The 19,372-nt window shown below is 45.4% G+C and carries 18 protein-coding genes; 12 read left to right on the top strand and 6 right to left on the bottom strand.

Annotated features, from left to right (window positions below; all coding sequences use genetic code 11):
• Positions 1-115 precede the first annotated feature (115 nt).
• On the bottom strand, positions 116-607 hold the full coding sequence (locus OU793_RS20110) for an Rsd/AlgQ family anti-sigma factor (RefSeq protein ID WP_005497574.1): 492 nt from the start codon (positions 605-607) through the stop codon (positions 116-118).
• Between the two features lie 178 nt (positions 608-785).
• Here OU793_RS20110 and nudC point away from each other — a divergent pair, with 178 nt between their 5' ends.
• From nudC to hemE, 4 genes are all read left to right on the top strand, one after another.
• Positions 786-1,568, top strand: a complete 783-nt coding sequence (nudC, locus tag OU793_RS20115; protein ID WP_140103690.1) for an NAD(+) diphosphatase — start codon at positions 786-788, stop codon at positions 1,566-1,568.
• Positions 1,569-1,688: 120 nt separating this feature from the next.
• Positions 1,689-2,180 carry a hypothetical protein gene (locus OU793_RS20120; protein WP_015297455.1) on the top strand — a complete coding sequence of 164 codons (492 nt, stop codon included), beginning with the start codon at positions 1,689-1,691 and terminating at the stop codon, positions 2,178-2,180.
• A 4-nt stretch (positions 2,181-2,184) separates the two neighbouring features.
• Complete coding sequence (locus OU793_RS20125) at positions 2,185-2,928, top strand: hypothetical protein (RefSeq protein ID WP_005456479.1); 744 nt, start codon at positions 2,185-2,187, stop codon at positions 2,926-2,928.
• A 304-nt stretch (positions 2,929-3,232) separates the two neighbouring features.
• Positions 3,233-4,300 carry a uroporphyrinogen decarboxylase gene (gene hemE, locus OU793_RS20130; protein WP_140103689.1) on the top strand — a complete coding sequence of 356 codons (1,068 nt, stop codon included), beginning with the start codon at positions 3,233-3,235 and terminating at the stop codon, positions 4,298-4,300.
• Positions 4,301-4,519: 219 nt separating this feature from the next.
• Here the strand turns inward: hemE and OU793_RS20135 are convergent, their stop codons facing one another.
• Positions 4,520-5,092 carry a uracil-DNA glycosylase family protein gene (locus OU793_RS20135; RefSeq protein ID WP_015297453.1) on the bottom strand — a complete coding sequence of 191 codons (573 nt, stop codon included), beginning with the start codon at positions 5,090-5,092 and terminating at the stop codon, positions 4,520-4,522.
• 6 nt (positions 5,093-5,098) lie between these two features.
• Entirely contained in the window at positions 5,099-6,022 is a 924-nt protein-coding gene (locus tag OU793_RS20140) for a D-2-hydroxyacid dehydrogenase (RefSeq protein WP_021452323.1), read from the bottom strand.
• A 66-nt stretch (positions 6,023-6,088) separates the two neighbouring features.
• Between OU793_RS20140 and OU793_RS20145 the strand changes: the two genes are divergently transcribed.
• Positions 6,089-6,676, top strand: coding sequence for a YjaG family protein (locus OU793_RS20145; RefSeq protein ID WP_005456454.1), 588 nt, complete (start codon positions 6,089-6,091; stop codon positions 6,674-6,676).
• A 58-nt stretch (positions 6,677-6,734) separates the two neighbouring features.
• Here the strand turns inward: OU793_RS20145 and OU793_RS20150 are convergent, their stop codons facing one another.
• A complete protein-coding gene (locus OU793_RS20150; protein ID WP_025510595.1) occupies positions 6,735-7,859 on the bottom strand; it encodes a CNNM domain-containing protein in 1,125 nt (374 codons plus the stop codon).
• Between the two features lie 253 nt (positions 7,860-8,112).
• Here OU793_RS20150 and hupA point away from each other — a divergent pair, with 253 nt between their 5' ends.
• Both hupA and OU793_RS20160 read left to right on the top strand, forming a co-directional pair.
• Positions 8,113-8,385: a nucleoid-associated protein HU-alpha gene (gene hupA / locus OU793_RS20155; protein WP_005433627.1), complete on the top strand. Its 273-nt coding sequence runs from the start codon at positions 8,113-8,115 to the stop codon at positions 8,383-8,385.
• Positions 8,386-8,424: 39 nt separating this feature from the next.
• Positions 8,425-9,123, top strand: coding sequence for a DUF1481 domain-containing protein (locus tag OU793_RS20160; RefSeq protein WP_005497586.1), 699 nt, complete (start codon positions 8,425-8,427; stop codon positions 9,121-9,123).
• An 88-nt stretch (positions 9,124-9,211) separates the two neighbouring features.
• Here OU793_RS20160 and purD read toward each other — a convergent pair whose 3' ends face one another.
• The gene (purD, locus tag OU793_RS20165; RefSeq protein ID WP_005456447.1) at positions 9,212-10,501 is read right to left on the bottom strand and encodes a phosphoribosylamine--glycine ligase; all 1,290 of its coding nucleotides are present in this window, start codon (positions 10,499-10,501) and stop codon (positions 9,212-9,214) included.
• Positions 10,502-10,655: 154 nt separating this feature from the next.
• Positions 10,656-12,248 carry a bifunctional phosphoribosylaminoimidazolecarboxamide formyltransferase/IMP cyclohydrolase gene (gene purH, locus OU793_RS20170; RefSeq protein WP_140103688.1) on the bottom strand — a complete coding sequence of 531 codons (1,593 nt, stop codon included), beginning with the start codon at positions 12,246-12,248 and terminating at the stop codon, positions 10,656-10,658.
• A gap of 265 nt (positions 12,249-12,513) precedes the next feature.
• On the opposite strand from purH, the gene zntR reads away from it, so the two are divergent.
• From zntR to OU793_RS20195, 5 genes are all read left to right on the top strand, one after another.
• Positions 12,514-12,912, top strand: coding sequence for a Zn(2+)-responsive transcriptional regulator (gene zntR / locus OU793_RS20175; RefSeq protein ID WP_005456436.1), 399 nt, complete (start codon positions 12,514-12,516; stop codon positions 12,910-12,912).
• Between the two features lie 165 nt (positions 12,913-13,077).
• Positions 13,078-14,646, top strand: a complete 1,569-nt coding sequence (gene cadC, locus OU793_RS20180) for a lysine decarboxylation/transport transcriptional activator CadC (RefSeq protein WP_140103687.1) — start codon at positions 13,078-13,080, stop codon at positions 14,644-14,646.
• Positions 14,647-14,726: 80 nt separating this feature from the next.
• On the top strand, positions 14,727-14,900 hold the full coding sequence (locus OU793_RS20185; protein WP_274647827.1) for a hypothetical protein: 174 nt from the start codon (positions 14,727-14,729) through the stop codon (positions 14,898-14,900).
• A 471-nt stretch (positions 14,901-15,371) separates the two neighbouring features.
• Entirely contained in the window at positions 15,372-16,715 is a 1,344-nt protein-coding gene (gene cadB, locus OU793_RS20190) for a cadaverine/lysine antiporter (RefSeq protein ID WP_140103686.1), read from the top strand.
• A gap of 74 nt (positions 16,716-16,789) precedes the next feature.
• The gene (locus OU793_RS20195) at positions 16,790-18,925 is read left to right on the top strand and encodes a lysine decarboxylase CadA (protein ID WP_005481757.1); all 2,136 of its coding nucleotides are present in this window, start codon (positions 16,790-16,792) and stop codon (positions 18,923-18,925) included.
• Positions 18,926-19,372: the final 447 nt, after the last annotated feature.

The raw sequence follows: 19,372 nt of genomic DNA on the forward strand, positions 1-19,372 counted from the left end.
AAAAGAAAAGGCACCTTCGGGTGCCTTTTTTGTATCTATTCACTTCACTCGGTTGAGAGGTACAAAAAAGGGCTGATATATAGTCATCAACCCTTTCACTCTTTTCTATTATCATTTATGCGCCAGGAGGCATCGCAAGGCTATCCGCGATAAGCTGGATCAAATGGTCTTCTACTTCAAAGCGCGTTTCAATGATTTCCCCGATCAAAGACATATCAGAGTCGAAATCCTCTAACTCATCATCTTCTGTCACGTCTGAATACTTATCGGTGAAGTTTAACAACGGTTCTGTGGTTAGCACGATTTTGCCGTAAGTTTGGTTGATTTCGTTTGTTGCGACAAAGCCTGTGGCTTTCCACTTATCCATCACCATATCGTAGATTTTGAAGTGGCCTTCGGAAATATAATCGACTAGGTGTTGGCAGAAGTTTTGTAGCTCGGAGGGAGAAGGAAGTTCTAGAACGTTGGATTTCGAACAAGGTTGCAGTGCTGCAAGCTTACAATATTCGACAATTAAGGATTGTCTCGTCTCTAACCAGTGATCAATGACGTCACTTGAGCCACCCCACTGGTCTTGTGTTTGTTTGAATTTTTTTAGCATGACCATGCCCTCATGATCTGATCGCCGGCTGGCGAACGTATCCTTTGCAAAGCAAAGTTAGTAAAGTTATTACAAACTCTTGTCCTTACTAGAATTTATAGTTGCAAATATCGTTAAGAACAAACTCTAGTATGAAATTAGATTGCCAGTAAAATGAACGAACTTCAAGCAAAGGGATGGTGTAATGTTAAGAAAAGGTGATGTTAACCGTGTGGCAAATGCACATTGGTGTGTTGTTGCAGGAAGTGAAATTTGGCTGGTGGATGGGGCTGTGCCTTTTGGTAGTGCGGAGCAGTTCTCACTGCCAGAAGAGAATGCGAGGCAAATTGGCGACTATCTTGGTTCGCCAGTGATGTGGATTAATTTTGCAGATTTGGAGCAAGATCTCCCACTCGTTTCATTGCGCGACTGTCTACATTTCCCTGAACCGTTATTTATGCTGTTGAGCAAGGCTATCCAATATGGGCACATGACCCAAAGCTTACGCTTTTGTCCGCAATGTGGTGGGCGCAACTTTCTTAATAATAATCAATTTGCCATGCAATGCGGAGAGTGTCGAACTTTGCACTACCCGCGCATTTTCCCATGCATCATCGTTGCTGTGCGTAAAGAAAATCAGATTTTACTAGCGCAGCACCCAAGGCATCGAAATGGCATGTACACCGTGATTGCGGGCTTTTTAGAGGCGGGAGAAACCTTAGAAGACTGTGTCGCGCGCGAAGTGCGTGAAGAAACGGGCATTCACGTGAAAAACATTCGTTACTTTGGCAGTCAGCCTTGGGCCTTTCCATCCAGTATGATGATGGCGTTCCTCGCCGATTATGATTCTGGTGAGCTCAATCCGGATTATACGGAGTTATCCGATGCGCAATGGTTCGGTGTGAAAGAGATGCCACCAGTGGCACCAACAGGCACTATTGCAAGAGCGCTAATTGAGCAGACCGTTAGTGATATTCTTTCAGACTGAGATGCTGATCGTAAAGGAAGTAAAGGTTAAAAATTAATCATTTTTGAGACATCACTGTTGCTAGACTAGCTTGGTATGACGTTCTGTATTGATGGGTTTATAAATAATGGAGTATACCGAATGAAGTTGAAATCAGCGTTATGGCTAGGATTAGTATCGTGCACAATGGTAAGCATGTCGGCAAATGCAAGTATCGAAGTAAAAGCGAAGCGCATGTTGACAGAAAATACCATGACAGAAAATGTAACCAAGGTGCAGCAGGCTTGTGGTAATGAAGTACTAGAAACCAATATCGATTGGGCTCAGTGGGATAATTATGATTTTTCTGAAGCTCGACTTGATAAAGTAAAAACCACAGGTTGGTTAGGTGGCCTTATTAACTACATCTATGATGATATGGTGAAGTTGTGCACGACAACTGAGCACGCAGCTTTGTATAAAGAAGAGTTTCAAAAAGTTCAAAAAATCCAATTCGTAGGTCAAGATTCAGTGAATGCGAAAAAAGCAGGTTTCGCGTTAGATGAAGGTGGTAGCGTACTCAAAGTTGCTCTGAATCCAAATGCGGCTTACGACTCTTCAACGTTGAAGTACCTTAAGCAGGCATGGAACTAAAACGATGAAGAAAACGTTATTGTCGTTATTCATGGTGTCCGTCAGCTTTGCCGTGGTCGGTGAAGAAGCTCGTTACACCATGGACGACTTAAAGGCATTGAACGGCTCTAAAAATTGGAACGAGCTATTAGCGCATGCGGAAGATATTCGTCCATCTCAACGTAATAGCGAGTGGGAAAGCCTAGTTCAAAATGCGGCGTTGGGAGCGTTTGAACACTATGTTGCATCTGGAGCAAAAGATGATGCGATTGGTCTGGGTCAGCAGTTAATCCTATCTTACCCATTTCTCTCTCAATCTAAGAGTTTTACTCAGCAGTTCTCGAAAGAGCTGGTGCCTGCAGCACAACCATGTATTCAATATGCGATAGAGGGATGTGTGGAAAATTATGGTCAGCTTCTTAATACCTTGGCACCAAGCGCTGAGGTGAGTTACGAAGAAGGAACCAAAGTTTTCCAGAATGTCTCGAAGTCACTGTCGGTTCCTTTTTTTGCAGCAGCAGTGCAGCAAGCTGAGAACTACTGTGCGGATGAAAACGTCGCAAATGCGTTGCTCTACACCTTGGATAGACCAAATAATACCAACTTCGCTTTGGCGAAAGAGGTTGCTACACAAAGGTGTGCTAACACCGCACTAACAAACTTTGAAAATTACATTATTGAATCGCAAACCGTAAGAGAAGCTCTTTGCCCGACATATTTGTCTAAAGGACATGTAAAAGGGTTAATGAAAAAAGTTTGCCAGTCATAACTGCTCGTTCTTAAAGCCACCGCAAGGTGGCTTTTTAATTTATTGAAATTTAGGCAAAAAAAACCCTCCGAGAGGGAGGGGGTAAGTAAGATGTCGTTATGAGATGCTGAGTACCGAGTACTCAGTTTATAATTGTAGTTTTCGCTAGCGAACAAATTTTTAACACTGATGCGGATTGTGTGCAAATTAAGCATTGATTTAAAAGTTAATAACTTGATCCGGGTTGCAAAGCACACAGCTATTGGCCTTAAATCAGTGATAGAATACCCCCTTTCAAAGAAAGCCTAACAATTGGAACTACGGAATGACTGAATTAAAAAATGATCGTTATCTGCGTGCGCTTCTTAAAGAGCCGGTAGATTACACGCCAGTATGGATGATGCGTCAGGCAGGTCGTTACTTACCAGAATACAAAGCTACGCGTGCTCAAGCGGGCGATTTCATGTCTTTGTGTAAGAATGCGGAGCTGGCGTCTGAAGTAACTCTTCAACCACTACGCCGTTTTCCTCTTGATGCAGCGATCTTGTTCTCTGACATCCTAACTATCCCAGATGCAATGGGTCTGGGTCTGCGTTTTGCTGCTGGTGAAGGTCCGGTCTTCGATAACCCAATTACTTGCAAAGCCGACGTAGAGAAAATCGGTCTGCCAGATCCAGAAGGTGAACTGCAGTACGTAATGAATGCCGTGCGTCAAATCCGCAAAGATTTGAATGGTGATGTACCTCTAATTGGTTTCTCTGGTAGCCCATGGACGCTTGCGACTTACATGGTTGAAGGTGGTAGCTCTAAGGCCTTCACGAAGATCAAGAAGATGATGTACGCAGAACCTCAAACTCTGCATCTTCTACTGGATAAGCTAGCAGATAGCGTGATTGAATACCTAAATGCACAAATCAAAGCCGGCGCGCAGTCAGTTATGGTATTTGATACATGGGGTGGCGTTCTGACTCCTCGTGATTACAACCTGTTCTCATTGCAATACTTGCACAAGATTGTGGATGGCCTGATTCGCGAAAATGACGGTCGTCGCGTACCTGTTACGCTATTTACTAAGAATGGCGGCATGTGGCTAGAGCAAATCGCAGCAACGGGTTGTGATGCGGTTGGTCTAGACTGGACGATCAATATTGCAGATGCGAAAGCGCGTATCGGCGATAAAGTGGCACTGCAAGGCAACATGGATCCATCTATGCTTTACGCTTCACCTGAGCGCATCCGTGAAGAAGTAGCGGGTATCCTAGAAGGTTTTGGTGATGCTGGTACAGGTCACGTATTCAACCTAGGTCATGGCATCCACCTAGATGTGCCGCCAGAAAACGCGGGTGTGTTTGTTGAAGCGGTACATGAGCTATCTAAGCCTTACCACAAGTAACCTCTATTTATTGAAATCCAATACCGGCCGTCAGTGCCGGTATTTTTTTACCTGAAATTTGAATTGTACAGCTTAGTAAGCATTTGGCCTGCTATGATCTAATTACTGTCTAAGCTGTACAATAAAAATCAAAATCAATTATAAACAATGACTTAAATTTATGTTGTTTGTGTTTCAATTTTCTTGTTCAGATTAACTAGCAATTAGATCATAGGTAACTCAAAGCATCGAGTGAACGCGCTGTTGGATATAGGGAACGACTTCCGACTCAAACCATGGATTCTTCTTTAACCACAGCGTATTGCGTGGGGAAGGGTGAGGTAGAGGAATAAACTCAGGTTCCCAATCTTGCCATTGCTGAACGGTTTGCGTGAGAGTTTTGGGCTTGTTGGTGAGGTAGTACTGCTGAGAGTACTGACCAATAAGCAGAGTCAACTCTATATTGGGGAGCTGTTCGAGAATCTTTTTGTGCCATGTAGGAGCGCACTCTTTTCTCGGTGGTAGATCTCCCGAGTTTCCTTTACCCGGATAGCAGAATCCCATTGGTACAATGGCAATTTTATTCGGGTCGTAGAACACGTCTTTGTCGATATCAAGCCATTGGCGTAGTCGGTCACCACTTGGATCATTCCAAGGTATCGAAGTGCTGTGGACTTTTGTTCCTGGTGCTTGGCCAATAATCAGAATGCGTGCGTTTTTACCGGCTTGAACCACAGGGTTGGCTCCGAGAGGTAAACTCTCAGCGCAGATCTGGCACGCGCGCACTTGTTGGAGTAGATTCTCTAGAGACATCGATCTTTAATACCCTTTCTCGAAATCCACTTGATTGTTTAATGAGAAACCATCGCGCCAAAGTCGGTAATTGTCGGCAAAAATGTCGACCACCTGTTCAGGAAAGCTCAATGCGGCAATGTGTGGCGTGATGGTCACTTGCGGTAACTTCCAAAACGGATGCGCTGGTGGCAATGGTTCTTGCTCAAACACGTCCAAGAAAGCGTGTTCTACCCAGCGATTCTTGATGGCGAGCAACAAGCTGGCTTCATCCAACACATCTCCTCTACCTACATTGAATAATAAAGCTTGGTTGAGATGTTGAAGTGTTTCACGGTTGAGCAAGGCACGAGTATTAGGTGTGCTCGGCAACGTATTAACGACAATATCTGCCTTTCTTAAAGCATTTGCTAGTTCATTGATGTGGAAGGTTTGTGCAAATTCATCATTGGCTGTTGGAATTCCTGTGCGATTAATACCAATCGTGTTAATCCCCATCGCCTGGGCCGTTTGTGCTAGGCATTTCCCAATGCTACCCGTACCGAGAATCACCATGGTTTTGCTTTGCAGTGATGTGTAGAGATGCGGTTGCCACTGTTTGTTTTGTTGTTGCTGGTGGTAGTGCATAAAATGACGATAGTGGCTGATGCAATATCCGAGGACGTACTCTGCGATTAGCGGACCAAACACGCCACGCACATTCGTCAGCGTATAGTCTTGGCGAAATTCTGGGGTAATGAGCGCATTTACGCCCGCATAGGTAGATTGTACCCACTCAAGTTGTGAAAATTCGTCTAATCTTTGTGAGAGTAAAGGAGGATCGGCAAGAACAATGTGTGCCTCTTGCGGCTTGTCCGTAATGTTCAGGTCGGGCAGATTTTTCTCCGCCAATAACGTTTCGTAGGTGTCGCGATGCTCTGAGAGCAGGAAAATCTGATTTGGATGCTGCATTAACTTTTTTCCCTGTGATGAATCAAGTACACTTTCGCTGTTTTTTTCTTCAATGATTGAGTGACTATGCTTAAGAATCCTCTTCAGGTTCGTTTAGAAAAACTAGAACCTTGGCAACAAATTACCTTTATGGCGTGTCTGTGTGAACGCATGTATCCAAACTATGCGATGTTTTGTGAGAACACAGAATTTGCTGAACCGCGTGCTTACCGAGCGATTCTTGATAGTGTATGGGAAATTCTGACCGTTAAGAACGCGAAAGTGAATTTCGAGCGTCAACTAGAGAAGCTCGAAGAATTGTTCCCAAGTGCCGACGAGTATGATTTTTACGGTGTATACCCAGCGATGGATGCGTGTCAGGCATTGTCTACTCTATTGCATGGTCTGTTGGATCGCGACTACCTTTTCGATTCAATGCTTAAAGTGAGCCAACAGTCGGTACAAACCGTTGCTGATTTAGAGCAAGCACAGGGCAGTGAGCCAATCACAAACGACAATCAAAAAGAAAATGAAGCCGTATGTGAAGAGTGGGATGTCCAGTGGGCAATCTTCCGTCCGCTGCGTGAAGCAACGGAACGTGATATCAACTTGATCAAAGACTTGCGTGAAGAACTACGCGAAGAAGCCGTGAGCAACATCGGCATCGCACTGTAATGCGAAAGCGAATATGAAAAAGGCATCCCGGGGGATGCCTTTTTTGTTGGAAACGTGGTTACGATTCTTTTGAGTCTGGTTTTGTTGGCTCTTGTGTTTCTGGCTCAACGTTTTGTTTTTCTAACTCTTCGTCGTCATCGCGGCTTTCGATTACACCGTGCATTTCTTTCCAGCTTTCCCAGCGTTGGTAGGCCAGTTCTTGCATGTCGGTGCTCTTGTCGGCTTCGTCGATGATTTCTTCACCAACTAAGTGCTCAAAGATGTCTTCAAGTGTGACAAGGCCAAGAACGGTGCCGTATTCGTCGACCACAAGTGCCAGTTGTAGGCGGTGCGTCATCATTTGATCGAATACTTTTGGTAGCGCTGTATTGTTCAGAACCACTTGGATTGGACGCATGACCGCACCGAGTTGTTTCTGACCACTGCCTGATTGCTGCATCTTAAACAGTTCTAGACGATGCACAAAGCCGATGATGTTGTCTTTCTGCTCGCTGTATACCAGCGGACGTGAGAACGGTGTGTCTTTGTGTTTGTCCAGAAACTCATTAATGGTCATCGTTGCGTCAACGCGGAAGACAACAGGGCGAGGTGTCATGACTTGTGTGACAGGCACATCTTGAATCCCTAGCAGGTTGCTTAAGATTTTAGATTCGCCTTCTGCAAATTCACCACTTTCGCGTGCCAAAATTGCCATCGCAGAAAGTTCATCACGCATTTTTGGTGCTTCGTGGTTACGAGCCAAACGCTTGGTGATTTGCTCTGAAAACCATACAAATGGCGTTAGTGCCCATACCATCCAACGTAGCGATACCGCCGCTGCTGGTGCAAGCTGACGCCAGTACGTTGCACCGATGGTCTTCGGTACGATTTCAGAGAGAACCAAGATCGCCAGTGTGAGCACAGCAGAGAAGATGCCAAGTGCTTCGCTGCCGAATACGACGGCCGCCTGTGCACCTGCTGTTGCTGCACCGATAGTGTGAGCAATAGTGTTTAGAGTCAGAATCGACGCTAATGGGCGGTCGATGTCGGACTTGAGTTTAGATAGCTGCTCAGCAGCAGGATGCCCCTGTTGATTGAGCTGCGCAATGTAGCTCGGACTGATACTCAGTAGTACCGCCTCCAGTACCGAACAGATAAACGAAATGCCGATAGCAATAGAGATATAAATGGATAACAGCAGCATAGTTGCCCTTGAAAGTAGTCTGATAGTTGTTATTTGCAGTGATTATAACCGCAAAAGTGCCTTATTAATTGGTCCAAATACGTAGGAAAGCAAGGGCTTTCAGACCGCATGTGGTAACAAATTGTGAGTTATTACTCATATTATGGCTAAAAGTACGTCAGAAAATCGAAAGATCGCTTACAAACCTTTGCCAGATGGGGCATTTATGCTTTAGAGTGAGACGAATTCGATAACATATGAGAAGGGAAACCTAATGAACAAGACCCAATTAATCGACTTTATCGCAGAGAAAGCAGACCTATCAAAAGCACAAGCTAAAGCTGCTCTTGAAGCGACTCTTGAAGGTGTAACTGGTGCACTTAAAGAGGGTGACCAAGTTCAACTAATTGGTTTTGGTACATTCAAAGTAAACCACCGCGCTGCACGTACTGGTCGCAACCCTAAGACTGGTGACGAGATTCAAATCGCAGCAGCTAACGTACCTGCATTCGTAGCAGGTAAAGCGCTGAAAGAATCAGTAAACTAAGTTAGAATGCACCGAGGTATCCTGCCTCGGTGCAATTTCATGAAAAAACATCTACTCACTTCACTCCTCCTATCTAGCCTTTCTCTTATTGGCTGTTCTTCTGTTGAAACGCCTAATCTAGAACAATTTACCCACTTTTCTGGCGGAAAAACCGCAGGTGACACCAGTAGTTTGTATTGGATGACTGAGCGATTAACTCGAGTCAGTACCGCGGCAGATTACGTCACGATGGGTGATCATGGCTGGTATAAAAGTGATTACCGTTGGGATGAAGGCGAGTTGCGTGAGTTGATTCGAAAAGGTGAGCAAATCGATGCCAAGCAAAGACTGGTGCCTTTTCAAATCCACATCCGCTTTAATAAAGATGGTGAAGCGATTTATCAGCAATATCGCGTAAATCGCAAAGTCTTGCCGTTGCAGCGCGAGCAACTTGATCGATACAAAGCCGAAGCTAATGATGTCGTTGTAGCCATCAAAGAGCAGTCTCGCAACGGGCAGAACCTCGTACAAGGCTATTGGAATGGTCAAGCATTTGAAACCTGCAAAGGGAAAGAGTTTTCGACGCTAGAGTTCAACCAAACCCTGCCGAAATTTGTCGTCGACCGTTTATCATCGGTCGATAGCTACATTGCCTTTGTTGGTAAAGAATCTCGTAATGAAGTGGTGGTAGACAGCCTCTTGATGCTCAATGATGACGACTTTGATTGTGTATCACGACCAAAGTTTATCTCTGAGTAAGGCTTCTACGTTTTTACGCTGGATGCGAAAGAACAATAAAAAAGGCGCTGAATGCGCCTTTTGTCTTTTTAGCCAACTGAAGTTGTTATTATTTTTCTTGCTCGCGAGCGATAGCACGGTAGCCGATGTCATTACGATGGAACATGCCATCCCAACTGATCTGTTTTGCTAGCTCGTATGCGCGTTGCTGTGCTTCTGATACGCTGTTGCCCAATGCAGTTGCACACAATACGCGACCACCATTTGTCACGATGTCGCCATCTTGATTGTCTGTACCCGCGTGGAAGACTTTCTCGCCTTCAATTTCAACTTGAGGCAGGCCAGAGATCACGTCACCTTTGTTGTACGCTGCTGGGTAGCCACCGGCTGCTAGCACGATACCGATAGATGCGCGTGGATCCCATTTAGATTCCACTTGATCAAGCTTCTCGTCGATTGCTGCTAAGCATAGATCTACAAGATCCGATTCCATACGCATCATGATTGGTTGTGTCTCTGGATCACCAAAGCGGCAGTTGTACTCGATCACTTTCGGAGTGCCATCTTTGTCGATCATCAGACCCGCGTATAGGAAACCTGTGTATGGGTTCCCTTCAGATGCCATGCCACGTACCGTTGGGTAAATGACTTCTTCCATGATGCGATTGTGAATTTCGGGTGTGACCACAGGAGCTGGAGAGTAAGCGCCCATGCCCCCTGTGTTCGGACCCGTGTCTTTATCACCGACACGTTTGTGATCTTGGCTGGTGGCCATTGGCAGAACGTTCTCACCATCGACCATTACGATGAAGCTTGCTTCTTCACCATCTAAGAACTCTTCGATAACCACGCGGCTGCCTGCATCGCCAAATGCGTTGCCCGCTAGCATGTCTTTGATTGCGTCCTCGGCTTCTTCTAGCGTCATCGCAACGATTACGCCTTTACCAGCAGCAAGACCGTCTGCTTTCACCACGATTGGTGCACCTTGCTCACGCACGTAAGCAAGCGCTGGTTCAATTTCTGTGAAGTTTGCGTAAGCACCGGTTGGGATTTGGTGACGAGCAAGGAAGTCTTTAGTAAACGCTTTGGAGCCTTCAAGCTGCGCTGCGGCTTGGGTAGGGCCAAAGATTGGTAAGCCTGCTTCGCGGAACGCATCAACCACACCAATAACCAATGGTGCTTCTGGGCCAACGATAGTCAGTTCAATCGCCTTCTCTTTGGCGAAAGCAACAAGGCCAGCGATGTCTTCTACATCGATGTTTACGTTCTCTAGTTTTGGCTCTAGTGCCGTACCTGCGTTGCCTGGAGCAATGAAAATAGTCTCAACATTTGGGTTTTGCGCTGCTTTCCAGCCTAGCGCATGTTCACGACCGCCTGAACCAATGATTAAAACTCGCATATGAAAATCCTTAATCTTATAAATACTGTTTACTCAAAGTAGTTGATGATGTGGCTAGGCAACAATTGAGCCCATCCCGGAAACATAGCCAGCTACGTAACTGGGGTGGGCAAAAGCAGTTAACGACGCCACAGTGCCAAATACGATGAGGAAATTAGTGGCGGAAGTGGCGCATACCCGTGAAGATCATCGCCATGCCGTGCTCATCTGCTGCTGCGATAACTTCGTCGTCACGCATAGAGCCACCTGGCTGAATTACGCACTTAATGCCGGCTTCTGCTGCGGCATCGATACCGTCGCGGAATGGGAAGAAAGCGTCAGATGCCATTACGCTGCCTGCAACTTCTAAGCCTTCATCTGCGGCTTTGATGCCGGCAATTTTCGCTGAGTAAACGCGGCTCATTTGGCCTGCGCCCACACCGATAGTCATGTCGCCTTTCGCGTAAACGATCGCGTTAGATTTCACGTATTTCGCTACCTTCCAGCAGAATAGGGCATCTTTAAGCTCTTCTTCTGTCGGTTGACGCTTAGAAACCACTTTAAGGTCGTCTAGGCTTACCATGCCTTGGTCGCGATCTTGAACCAGTAGACCACCGTTGACGCGTTTCACGTCAAAGCCCGTTGTCTTCGTTGACCACTCGCCACACTCTAGTAGACGTACGTTCTTTTTCGCCGCAACGACTTCAATCGCTTCAGTAGAAACAGAAGGAGCAATGATTACTTCAACGAATTGACGCTCAACAATAGCGCTAGCCGTTTCTGCATCTAGCTCTTGGTTGAATGCGATGATGCCGCCGAACGCTGATGTTGGGTCTGTTTGGTAAGCGCGGTTGTACGCTTCTAGGATGTCTTTACCTAGCGCGACGCCACACGGGTTGGCGTGTTTTACGATTACACATGCTGGCTCATTAAACTCTTTCACGCATTCAAGTGCGGCGTCCGTGTCTGCGATGTTGTTGTAAGAAAGGGCTTTACCTTGGATTTGGCGAGCAGTAGAAACAGACGCTTCTTGTGGGTTGGCTTCGACGTAGAACGCGGCAGCTTGGTGGCTGTTCTCACCGTAGCGCATGTCTTGTTTCTTCTCGAATTGTTGGTTGAAGGTGCGAGGGTATTTACTCTCTTCATCGCCTTCCTTGTTCTCACCGTAAGATGGAACCATGGTACCGAAGTAGTTTGCGATCATGCCATCGTAAGCCGCAGTATGCTCGAATGCTGCAATAGCAAGGTCGAAGCGCGTCTCTAGAGTTAGGGACTTGTCGTTTGCGTCCATCTCTGCAATTACGCGGTCGTAGTCTGAAGCGTTGACAACGATAGTTACGTCTTTGTGGTTCTTCGCTGCTGAGCGAACCATGGTAGGACCGCCAATATCGATGTTCTCTACTGCGTCAGCAAGAGTACAGCCATCTTTTGCAACGGTTTCTGCAAATGGGTATAGGTTAACAACGACCATGTCGATTGGGTTGATGCCATGTTTTGCCATCACGTCGTCATCTTGACCACGACGACCAAGCACACCACCGTGAACTTTCGGGTGAAGCGTTTTAACGCGGCCGTCCATCATTTCTGGGAAACCTGTGTAGTCAGAGACTTCTGTTACGGCGATGCCTTGTTCGGCAAGTAGGCGTGCTGTACCACCAGTAGATAGGATATCGACACCGCGCTCAGCAAGAGCTTGTGCAAACTCAACAATACCTGTTTTGTCTGATACGCTGATAAGCGCACGGCGAATAGGACGAGCGTTATTCATGCTTCCATTTTCCTCAAATTCACGGAGTTAAAGATGTTTGCCAAAAATGAACTTGTTTTTACCTCTTGGGGTAAAATATTGGCCAGTTTTGGTAAAGACCTTTGCAGGTGTTTTCATGTTTAGAAAACAGTCTCCACATTTGATGGCGCGTATTCTAACCAATTTATTACAAAAAAGCTCGCGCAATCGTTTGGCATCTCAAAAATAATTGCAAAAAAGTCGTTCTTTAGCTTTAAAAGTAACGAGATAGTTAATAAGGAAAGTTATGTTTCAGATAGGTGAGTTGGCAAAACGCTGTGGTGTGACTTCAGATACACTGCGTTTTTATGAGAAAAATGCGTTGATAAAACCCGCAGGGCGAAGCGAATCAGGTTACCGACTTTATAATGAAGAGAATCAAAAGCAGGTGCGCTTCATCTTAAAAGCGAAAGAGCTAGGGTTGAGTTTGGATGAGATAAAAGATCTATTAGAAATTAAGTTAGAGGCGACAGAACACAGTTGTGCAGAGGTAAAAGCCATTACTTCTGCCAAGTTAGAACTGATCGACGAGAAGATTAATGAACTGACGAAAATTCGCCGTGCTTTGAAGAAGATTAATGATGCGTGCTGTGGCCATACAAACGATGATGCCAGTCATTGTTCTATTCTTGCAGCACTTGAGTAGTCTCATTTTTGCATCACTTAACTTAAGTTTGCATTTTTGGCGGCTTGCTTTTCTAGGTGCACGCCGTTTTCCCACCTATAATCTCGCTTTTGGTCGACTGTGCGAATGTGAAGTTCCATCATTCCTACAGCGATAGCTGTCTGGTAGATACGAGAGTTTTCATACATGGTTGGAGTCTATTTTCAAATCAATGACTGGGTTTTAAGCGTTGATGAAAATAAGCTGTATCGACAAGATAGGGAAGTTACTGTTGAGCCGCGCTTAATTAATCTTTTGCACTTCTTAGCTGAGCATGCAAATGAGGTGTTCAATCGCGAGGAATTGATCCAGTACGTTTGGGCTGGGGCGATTGTGACCGATCAAGTGGTGACTCAGTCCATTTTTGAGTTGCGTAAATTGCTGCGTGACGGTCGGGAAGAAAATACCAGTTACGTCATTACAGTGCCGAAACGTGGCTACAAGCTGGTGGCGAACGTGACTCCGATGACGCATGAAGAGTTTGTCGCAAGTCGCCAAAGTGAAGAGGAAGAGAACGCACCTTTGGTTGAAGAACCAGAAGAAGAGACTCTGCCTATCGCACCTGCCGTTACTTTTCCTGCCGGCCCTCTAACTCGTGCGGTCTGCGAGATGTCGAAAGAGAAAAAGCCCCCTCAGAAAAAAAATAAAATCAGCCCGTGGCGCTTGGGACTGATGAACTTCATCTGGATCAGTGTTTTGGTCGTGGTGATGGGCGTGTTTACCTACAAGCAATCGGAAGTGCGTATTACCCAAGCCATCGATACTCACCTTATCGAATTCAAGTTTCAAGATAACTTCACGAGCGAAGGGTTAAGCTATGACTTGGCAGACGGGTTTGCCCAAAAGTTGATGTCTGACATTGCTCAAGTCAGTGATTACCGAGTCATGCTAAAGAAGGCGTCGTTTACTTCTGGCATTGTGCCTGGTAAATCCGTTGTGGTACGAGTTCGTGAGAATGACGGTGGCAGCTTTTTAGAGGTGGAATATCGCAATAACTCATCTGAAAAGGTGTTGTTTAGTCGTCAATACGCGTTAACCAGTAGCCATTTAAAGACCGTGCTTCAACAAGCATCGTTGGATTTGATGCAAGTGCTGAAAGTGCCGGATGCCAAATTAAAATCTACGATGCTGGTGACGGGAATGCCCATGAATCCAGATGCCTTGGAATTGTTTGTGCAAGCTAACCATTATCTTAATGTCTCTGATGCAAAGCAGTTTCGCCAAGGCATCGATTTGATGGAAAATATTTTAGAAATCGAGCCAGATAATGCTTATGTTCAAGCTGAATTACTGATTGCTTACCACGTGCAGAAAGTGCTTGATTCGTCTCTCGAACTAAAGAAAGGGCGAGTGCAACAACTCAGCGATGCGCTGGAAACCAACGTGAAAATGATGGTTGGGCCAATTCAACCTCGAATTTATGAAGCTTTGGCCCTACACGAAACCATCGCTGGTGACATGGCTTCAGCCAAGCAGCATCTTGGGCAAGCATTGAGGTTACGAGATTCGGTGCTGTCTTATGTGATTCGTGGTAAGCATGCTGAATTGGATGGTGATCTGGATTTGGCCAGTGAGTCTTACAGCGAAGCTTTCTATATTGATACGTCGGTTGAGACGTACCTGCTGTGCGAAAACTTGGTCTTCCCAAGTAACATGAAGGCGATTGATTACGCCATGTATCGCGCTGTTCACCCTTCTGTCGTTCGAATGCTTTAATTCTCTCGGACTCAAATACTAGCCCCTCATTTCGGTGAGGGGCTTTTTTGTCGCTGTCGAAAAGTGAAAAGGGTGGGGCAATGACTTACGAAGGAGCTAACAACGCAAGCTTGCAACGGGAAAACATATCCGGTTTGCTTCTCTATCTCTATCTCTATCTCTATCTCTATCTCTATCTCTATCTCTATCTCTATCATCTCTATCTCTATCTCTATCTCTATCTCTATCTCTATCTCTATCTCTATCTCTATTGATTGTATGGAGTGTCTGGCTGAGTTATGTGGCGAGAATGATTCTGATGCTTTCTTGCAGGCGAGATGAATATTGATGTGGGTCAAAAAGCGCGATCAGGGAGAGATTTATGGAATCAACAGTTCAGGGAATTAACCCTTCGGGATGGGGAAGTTGATAGAGGTTGATAACTTTTATCGCGATTACCGACGAGTTGATGGGAGTTTATCTATCGGTAGAAGGTTTGATGTTTTTCTTATAACCGTATGAATAATATGATTTTATATTTTTGTGTTTATCATGTTTATCTCAACTTGATGTTGATTAACTAATCATTTTATTGATAACGCCAAGTTTATTTTTTTCCCGATTTTTGGGCGTAGTCTTCACTTCGAAATTTAGCGAGGTCGAGCAGGTATCTACTTCATAGCATCTCGCTAATAACCGTTCAGTTTGAGTCACGTTGACTTGAGTAGAATAGATTTGGAGATGTTATGTCATCGAATACGAAAAAAATCGGCCTAATTGCCTGTACGGGTGTAGTCGCCGGTAACATGATGGGTAGTGGTATTGCACTGTTACCTTCCAGCCTAGCTTCAGTAGGCTCTGTTTCAATTTTCAGCTGGCTGATCTGTTTGATCGGTGCACTGAGCCTTGCGTTTGTTTACGCTCGTCTGGCAACCAAAAACCCTCAAGAAGGTGGTCCTATCGCTTATGCGGGCGAAGTTTCCCCAGTCTTTGGTTTCCAAACGGGCGTGCTTTATTACCACGCGAACTGGATTGGTAACCTAGCTATTGCTATTACAGGTGTTTCTTACCTTTCAGTATTCTTCCCTGTGCTTAATGACCCAATCCCAGCGGGTATTGCGACGATTGCATCGGTATGGATCTTCACTTTCGTCAACCTACTTGGTGGTAGCTGGGTAAGCCGTCTATGTACGCTTGGTCTTGTTCTAATTCTAATTCCAGTTGTTGGTACCGCTCTATTTGGTTGGACGCACTTCGACACTGCGCTATACAGCCAAAACTGGAACGTATCTGCGGGTACTGATAGCCATGCGATTGTGACTGCGGTTCTTATCTGTCTATGGTCATTCGTTGGTGTGGAATCAGCAGCAGTATCGACAGGTATGGTAGAAAACCCTAAACGTACTGTACCGCTAGCAACCATGCTGGGTACTGGTATTGCAGGTGTGATTTACATCCTATCAACTCAAATGATCAGCGGCATGTTCCCTGCTTCTGAAGTTGCGGCATCAGGTGCGCCATTTGCATTGGCTACCACTGAGCTATTCGGTAGCTGGACTGCACCATTCGTATCAGCATTCACTGCACTAGCATGTTTTACTTCGCTAGGTTCTTGGATGATGCTGGTGGGCGAAGCTGGTAAACGTGCAGCAAGCGATGGCAACTTCCCTAAAATCTACGGCGAAACTGACAAAAACGGTGTGCCTAAGAAAGGTCTAATCCTTGCGTCAATCAAGATGACAGCATTAATGGTTGTACTGATGTTCTTCAGCTCTAAAACAGCACACGCATCAGACCTGTTCAATCAGCTAACGACTGATGCAGTTCTACTAACTATGCTGCCTTACTTCTACTCAAGCATTAACTTGATCCGCTTTGAAGGTATGACAACACGCAACGGCTTCGTAATGCTGTTCTCTGGTGTAGCTTGTCTGTTCTGCTTCATTGCCCTTGCTGGTGCAGAAGGCGGTACGCTAACAGCAACCTTCATCGTGTCTCTCGTTATCTTGATGTTCTACAGCAAAAAAGCCGGCTTAGCTCAGTACATGAAGCTACACGCTGACGACATGTCTGCTCAAGCAAGCAACTAATCCCCAAACGCAGTCACCTTACTCACTGCCTGTAAATGGCAGAGAGCGCCTTCATTCGCCTTGGAGATGTCCAAATGAATATTTTCGCTATCTTGAACCACATGGGTGTGTTCTTTAAAGAAGAGCCAGTTCGTCAACTTCACGCTGCTCTTGAGAAAGCGGGCTACGAAGTGGTTTACCCAGTAGATGATAAAGACTTGATCAAAATGATTGAGATGAACCCACGCATTTGCGGTGTGCTGTTCGACTGGGATAAATACTCACTAGAGCTATGTGAACGTATTAGCCAAATCAACGAAAAACTGCCTGTTCACGCATTTGCTAACGAACAGTCTACTCTCGATATTTCACTAACAGACCTACGTCTAAACGTGAGCTTCTTCGAGTACGCTTTAGGTATGGCTGACGACATCGCTATCAAAATCAACCAAGCGACTGAGGCATACAAAGATGCCATCATGCCTCCATTCACTAAAGCGCTATTCAAATACGTAGAAGAAGGTAAATACACCTTCTGTACTCCAGGTCACATGGGTGGTACTGCATTCCAGAAAAGTCCTGCTGGTAGCATCTTCTACGATTTTTACGGTCCAAATACATTCAAAGCGGACGTATCAATCTCAATGCCTGAACTAGGTTCTCTACTAGACCACTCAGGTCCACATAAAGATGCAGAAGAATACATCGCACGTACCTTCAATGCAGACAGCTCTTACATCGTAACGAATGGTACGTCTACATCGAACAAAATCGTCGGCATGTACTCAGCGCCTGCGGGCAGCACAGTACTGATTGACCGTAACTGTCACAAATCTCTGACTCACCTAATGATGATGAGCGACGTGACACCGATCTACTTCCGTCCAACTCGTAACGCATACGGCATCCTTGGTGGTATTCCACAAAGCGAATTCAGCCGCGATGTCATTGCAGAGAAAGTGGCGAAAACTCCAGGTGCAACAGCACCAAGTTACGCAGTAGTGACTAACTCAACTTACGATGGCCTGTTGTACAACACACAATTCATCAAAGAGTCGCTAGACTGTAAACACATCCACTTCGACAGTGCTTGGGTGCCTTACACTAACTTCAACCCAATTTATGAAGGTAAATGTGGTATGAGTGGTGAAGCGATGCCAGGCAAAGTGTTCTACGAGACACAATCAACACACAAACTGTTGGCAGCGTTCTCACAAGCTTCAATGATTCACGTGAAAGGTGACTTTGATAAAGAGTCTTTCAACGAAGCATTCATGATGCACACTTCAACTTCACCTCAGTACGGCATTGTTGCTTCTACTGAAACTGCAGCGGCAATGATGCGCGGCAACACTGGTAAGAAGTTGATGCAAGACTCTATCGATCGCGCAATCCGCTTCCGTAAAGAGATCAAACGCCTAGAAGCAGAAAGTGACAGCTGGTTCTTCGATGTATGGCAACCAGAAAACATCGATACCACAGAATGTTGGAAACTAGACCCTAGCGATACATGGCACGGCTTCAAGAACATGGATGACAACCACATGTATCTTGACCCAATCAAAGTAACGCTACTGACTCCGGGGATGAATAAAGAAGGCGAACTAGAAGAATCAGGTATTCCTGCTTCGCTGGTGGCTAAATTCCTAGACGAGCGCGGCATCGTGGTTGAGAAAACAGGCCCATACAACTTGTTGTTCCTATTCTCAATCGGTATCGACAAATCAAAAGCAATGCAATTACTACGCGGTCTGACTGAATTTAAACGTGGCTACGACTTGAACCTAACCATCAAGAGCTTCCTTCCTTCGCTATATAACGAAGATCCAAGCTTCTATGAAGGCATGCGCGTTCAAGAATTGGCACAAGCAATTCATGACCTAACTAAGAAATACAACCTACCAGAACTAATGTACAAAGCGTTCGATGTTCTTCCAGAAATGAAAGTAACACCACACGCAGCATGGCAAGAAGAGCTTCGCGGTAACGTAGAAGAAATCAAACTGGAAGAAATGGTTGGTCGCGTAAGTGCGAACATGATCCTTCCTTACCCTCCAGGTGTGCCACTAGTACTTCCTGGTGAAATGGTGACTCAAGAGTCTCGCCCAGTGCTGGACTTCCTAGAGATGCTTTGTGAGATCGGTGCGCATTACCCAGGTTTCGAAACCGATATCCACGGTCTGTACCAACAAAAAGATGGTAGCTACACCGTAAAAGTATTGAAGAACTAAGTTCCTCTCGAAGATGACGCCATTGGGAATGCAAGCATGCTCCACTCTTACGAGCTCAATGTGTCATCGAACAACCACGACATTTAGATATACCCCTAGCTAATCTGTCGTAAAAGAGAAGGGCAAGGATGCTCTGATCTTTTCTTCTATATAGAAGAAGCAATTTCCAAGACTTCACCTGAAGTACCCCAAGTAAAAAGCAAAGACCAAAGAGCAGTTCGTCATCGTTCTGCTCTTTTTTTATCTTTTATACAGCAGGACGAAGAGAAAAAGCGCGTTGAGCGAAGATCATTTGCTTCAATTGCATCAAATTTGAAGATCGTAATTCAGGTAGAAACGCCCTTTTTCTTGAGGAAAGATCCTTTTAAATGAGAGAAAATAGCCAAGATCGCTTGGTATATACACAAAGTGATTGCTATTTGTTCGGTTGAAAGTTTTTTTTCAAAA

It is taken from the genome of Vibrio sp. VP6 (genome assembly GCF_028823755.1).
GTDB classification, from domain to species: Bacteria; Pseudomonadota; Gammaproteobacteria; order Enterobacterales; family Vibrionaceae; genus Vibrio; species Vibrio parahaemolyticus.

Excerpts from the sequence above, each read along its gene's own strand:
- OU793_RS20110 (WP_005497574.1), bottom strand. The coding sequence starts at position 607 with ATGGTCATGCTAAAAAAATTCAAACAAACACAAGACCAGTGGGGTGGC.
- nudC (WP_140103690.1), top strand. The coding sequence starts at position 786 with ATGTTAAGAAAAGGTGATGTTAACCGTGTGGCAAATGCACATTGGTGT.
- OU793_RS20120 (WP_015297455.1), top strand. The coding sequence starts at position 1,689 with ATGAAGTTGAAATCAGCGTTATGGCTAGGATTAGTATCGTGCACAATG.
- OU793_RS20125 (WP_005456479.1), top strand. The coding sequence starts at position 2,185 with ATGAAGAAAACGTTATTGTCGTTATTCATGGTGTCCGTCAGCTTTGCC.
- hemE (WP_140103689.1), top strand. The coding sequence starts at position 3,233 with ATGACTGAATTAAAAAATGATCGTTATCTGCGTGCGCTTCTTAAAGAG.
- OU793_RS20135 (WP_015297453.1), bottom strand. The coding sequence starts at position 5,092 with ATGTCTCTAGAGAATCTACTCCAACAAGTGCGCGCGTGCCAGATCTGC.
- OU793_RS20140 (WP_021452323.1), bottom strand. The coding sequence starts at position 6,022 with ATGCAGCATCCAAATCAGATTTTCCTGCTCTCAGAGCATCGCGACACC.
- OU793_RS20145 (WP_005456454.1), top strand. The coding sequence starts at position 6,089 with ATGCTTAAGAATCCTCTTCAGGTTCGTTTAGAAAAACTAGAACCTTGG.
- OU793_RS20150 (WP_025510595.1), bottom strand. The coding sequence starts at position 7,859 with ATGCTGCTGTTATCCATTTATATCTCTATTGCTATCGGCATTTCGTTT.
- hupA (WP_005433627.1), top strand. The coding sequence starts at position 8,113 with ATGAACAAGACCCAATTAATCGACTTTATCGCAGAGAAAGCAGACCTA.
- OU793_RS20160 (WP_005497586.1), top strand. The coding sequence starts at position 8,425 with ATGAAAAAACATCTACTCACTTCACTCCTCCTATCTAGCCTTTCTCTT.
- purD (WP_005456447.1), bottom strand. The coding sequence starts at position 10,501 with ATGCGAGTTTTAATCATTGGTTCAGGCGGTCGTGAACATGCGCTAGGC.
- purH (WP_140103688.1), bottom strand. The coding sequence starts at position 12,248 with ATGAATAACGCTCGTCCTATTCGCCGTGCGCTTATCAGCGTATCAGAC.
- zntR (WP_005456436.1), top strand. The coding sequence starts at position 12,514 with ATGTTTCAGATAGGTGAGTTGGCAAAACGCTGTGGTGTGACTTCAGAT.
- cadC (WP_140103687.1), top strand. The coding sequence starts at position 13,078 with ATGGTTGGAGTCTATTTTCAAATCAATGACTGGGTTTTAAGCGTTGAT.
- OU793_RS20185 (WP_274647827.1), top strand. The coding sequence starts at position 14,727 with ATGACTTACGAAGGAGCTAACAACGCAAGCTTGCAACGGGAAAACATA.
- cadB (WP_140103686.1), top strand. The coding sequence starts at position 15,372 with ATGTCATCGAATACGAAAAAAATCGGCCTAATTGCCTGTACGGGTGTA.
- OU793_RS20195 (WP_005481757.1), top strand. The coding sequence starts at position 16,790 with ATGAATATTTTCGCTATCTTGAACCACATGGGTGTGTTCTTTAAAGAA.